The 3491-nt window shown below is 70.6% G+C and carries 2 protein-coding genes; one reads left to right on the forward strand and one right to left on the reverse strand.

Translation table 11 applies throughout. The features are described 5' to 3' along the window. Window positions 1-101 precede the first annotated feature (101 nt). On the reverse strand, window positions 102-893 hold the full coding sequence (locus AB0B58_RS42195) for a hypothetical protein (protein WP_360237015.1): 792 nt from the start codon (window positions 891-893) through the stop codon (window positions 102-104). Window positions 894-2285: 1392 nt separating this feature from the next. Here AB0B58_RS42195 and AB0B58_RS42200 point away from each other — a divergent pair. Beyond that, window positions 2286-2477 (forward strand): hypothetical protein, encoded by a 192-nt coding sequence (locus AB0B58_RS42200; protein WP_360237018.1) that lies wholly within the window; start codon window positions 2286-2288, stop codon window positions 2475-2477. Window positions 2478-3491: the final 1014 nt, after the last annotated feature.

Below are 3491 nucleotides of genomic sequence, written 5' to 3' on the forward strand. Positions count from 1 at the left end.
CGGCACGGAGAGCGGGCCGGCACGGAGAGCGGGCCGGCACGGAGAGCGGGCCGGCGCCGCCGGGGCGCGGTGGTCCGCGCTTCCCGGCGGCGCCGGTCGCCTCAGCACTCCTCCGGATCGACCTCGCGGTTGTATGCGTAGGGCTGGAAGGTCTTGCCGGCCGAGCCCATCGGCTCGTCGTCGATCAGGACCAGCACCGGGACGAAACCGCTGCCGAAGTTGGGATCGGTGAAGGCGATACAGCCGCCGCTCTCGGCGCTGCCGATCGTCCAGGCCCCCCACAGCTGGCCGCCGGCGGAGATGTTCCTCGCCTCCGCCACGTCGCGCCCGATGACGGTTGTGGTGCCGGGGTTGCCGTTGAGCACGTAGGCGCTGGTGCGCGGCGGGAACCTGAGGCGGAAGCCCAGGCCCGGCGTCAGGTTCAGCCTGACCAGGGTGACCGGCGAGTTCGACGTCGTCCGGATCACGCTGCCCGCGCCCGGTGCGGGATTGGTCGGCACACCCAGCGTGGCAACGTTCGTGTTGAACCGCAACGAGTACCGCCCCGGCCCGCTGCGTTGGATCGTCCGCGCGATGTAGTCGGCCGGCGCGTGCGCACCGGGGTTGGAGTTCACCAGCACGAAGTCGGTCTTGTTGCGCGCGCTGTCCACCGAGCCGGGGCCGTCGTACACCCTCAGGTTGAAGTCGGAACCGGCCGAGGAGCGCAGCGACACCACGCTCCATGCGGGCACGGTGGTCCTGAAGTCATACGTCGCCGGCTGGTTGGAAACCACCGGCACCGTGTCGCCGAGCTGTTCGGCGGCGGACGCCAGGCCCGGCAGCGTCAACGCCGATGCCGCGGCGGCGACCGCGAAGGCTCCGCCGACCAGAAAACGCCTACCCGACCTGCGCATGCAAATCTCCATTGATCGATGTCGTCGTGACGACTGTGGAGGGTAGCGTCGTCGCGCCCGGGAATCGCTACCGGCTACCTCGGGAGCACAGACACACCGCACGATGGGGCAGACGCGGTCAAGTGCGGCGGGCCCAGCCGCCCGGTTCCGGTCGCGAGATGGTGGCTGGAGCACATCCCGCGAATGATCCCTGTGACCGGACGGCAGCGGCCGAGGACGGCACGTCTGACCAGGTCACCGTTCGACCACGCGGCGCCGGCCGGTGGGGCCCGTCGGCCGGCTTCACGAAATTTGCTTCGGCACCGCCTCCCAGCTAGACCCGACGCTGAATGTTCGTGAGAAACGGGTGTCGGCCAGTGCTGTCCCGAAGGCCTCCCAGGTGGGGTGGCCGCCGTTGCGCACAACCTCATGCGTGAGCTGTCGACCAAGCCTGAAGCGGCGTCGAGGCACGGCAGCCGTGCGGGGTCGTGCAGGCGGCGCCGGGTGCGGTGTTCAGTCCGGGCCGGGCCGCCGATCACGGTCGGCGGGGCCGGCCGGGTCACTCTGCGTATTTGTCAGGTCGTAGCGACGAAAGCCGCGCGAATGCGCGAGTCTGCCGGCGAGAATGCGTCGGTCGCTTCGTCCTGGGAATGATTGGCATTCCTTGCGTGAGGACCTGCCGGGTCTTGAATTCGGCCTTTCGGAACCCCCGGAAGGGGCGGGTCTGCATTACTTTGAGTGCCGTTCGGTTAATTCCGCCGCGTGGGTCAGTTCGTTGTATTCGCGGATTTTCGAGATGGCCGCGGTTCGCGGGGGTGGCCTCGGCGCGGCCAGGGAAGTTGGTTCGATGTCGGGTTTCCGGTGCAATGCGAACGATGCAGCGATGCCGTCGGCAGGTGCATTCCGGAGGGCGGGCGTCGTTCGCGGACGAGTCTGCGAATGTGGCCGGGCCTGGCACGCCCGGCTGCTCGCCGGCCGTGGCCGACGACTCTCGACAGGTCCCGCCCGGCTGACATGTCCGCCCCGTCCAACAGGTCCCACCGGGCCAACAGATCCCGCCCGGCCAACAGATCCCGCCCCGCCAACAGGCCATAGGCCTCGGCCGACAGGTGCAGTCCGTGGCCGGCGCATCTCGGCCGGGTCCGTCGCCATCCCCATCCCCGTCGCCGTCGCCGTCCCCGTCCCCGTCGCCGTCGCCGTCCCCGTCGCCGTCGCCGTCGCCGTCCCCGTCGCCGGTCCATCCTGAACGGTCCGCTGGTTGTTGTGGCGTTGACGCGTTGCGGCGGGTCGGGGTGGTGCCGGTTGTGGTGTCTGCTCGACGCGGGCGGGCCCGTCCGGCCGTGTCGACCGGGGAGTCTCCCGGCGCTGTTCGTTCTTGCTTGCCGGGACGGCGCCATCGGGTCGGCTACGTGCGTGACGCAGGCGCTCGGCGTGGCGCCGGGAAAGGCCCCAGCTGCGATGGCGTTCGTGATCGCGACGGAATCTCTCCCGCGCGGGAGAATGATTACGGGATGCGGTTCGGTCGCGCATGGCGGCCAATTCCCGGGTGCTGAACAACTGAAGCTGCCGCATGTATTCATTATTCCGCGATCCGGCGAGGATTAGGAGCTCCCGCCGGATGTCGATCATGCCAATTTATCGGGAACCACAAATACATACGGTTACCAATGGCTCCTAAAACTTGCTCCTGAATAGACACCGATCGGCGCTACGGCATCGAGATCAGTCTCGTCCGGTGGGCGTGGGTAGGCCGTGGGTCATCGAGGACGAGGTGGGGCCGGACCGAGATTCCTGTGCGGACAGAGCTCGATCCGGACGGACGCCGGACCAGCAGTGTCCGCAGGGCACCCTGTTCGTGCCTTGCGGAGGAGGCCGCCGATAGCCGGGCCACGCTCGAGTTAGATCGGGAGCTTCCCGGCAACTCTGCTTCGGCTCCGGGTGACCTGCTGGCGGGGACTCGAACGCTGGACAGATTTCCGTGGTGTTCGACCCCGACTCCACCGACTGCTTTCCGGCCGACCTGGACACCCCGGGCAGGATCGACTGTCCCGCGCCGTGGTCGGCGGCAGCTGCATCGAGGCGAAAGGGTCCGGCACAGGTCCATCGCTGGTCAACCTTGGTATGCCCGGCAGCAAGCACCACCTGGGCGTCGACGGCTATGGCACCCGAAGGTGTGCTCACCACCGCACGAATATCTCGACATCGTCAAGGCCGTCGAGGCGCTCGACGGCTGTCGCGGGCGGGCCGGGTCGTCACGGCGCCGGGTCTCGGTGCTGCTGGCGGACAAAGCCTGCGACAGCCGCGCGTTCCGGAAGCCTGCCGCACCCCCGCTCACTCCGGGACTGCCCCGCCCTCCCGGACCGGTTGGTCGGGAGGGCGGGCCCGGGGCGGGCGGGCCGGCGCGGGCCGGGCCGGGGCGGACGGGCCGGGGCGGACGGGCCGGGCCGGGGCGGCCGGGCCGGGGCGGACGGGCCGGGGCGGACGGGCCGGGCCGGGGCGGACGGGCCGGGGCGGACGGGCCGGGCCGGGGCGGACGGGCCGGGGCGGACGGGCCGGGCGGACGGGCCGGGCGGACGGGCCGGGCGGACGGGCCGGGCGGACGGGCCGGGCGGACGGGCC

The organism is Actinoplanes sp. NPDC049118, assembly GCF_040648555.1.
Lineage (GTDB): Bacteria > Actinomycetota > Actinomycetes > Mycobacteriales > Micromonosporaceae > Actinoplanes.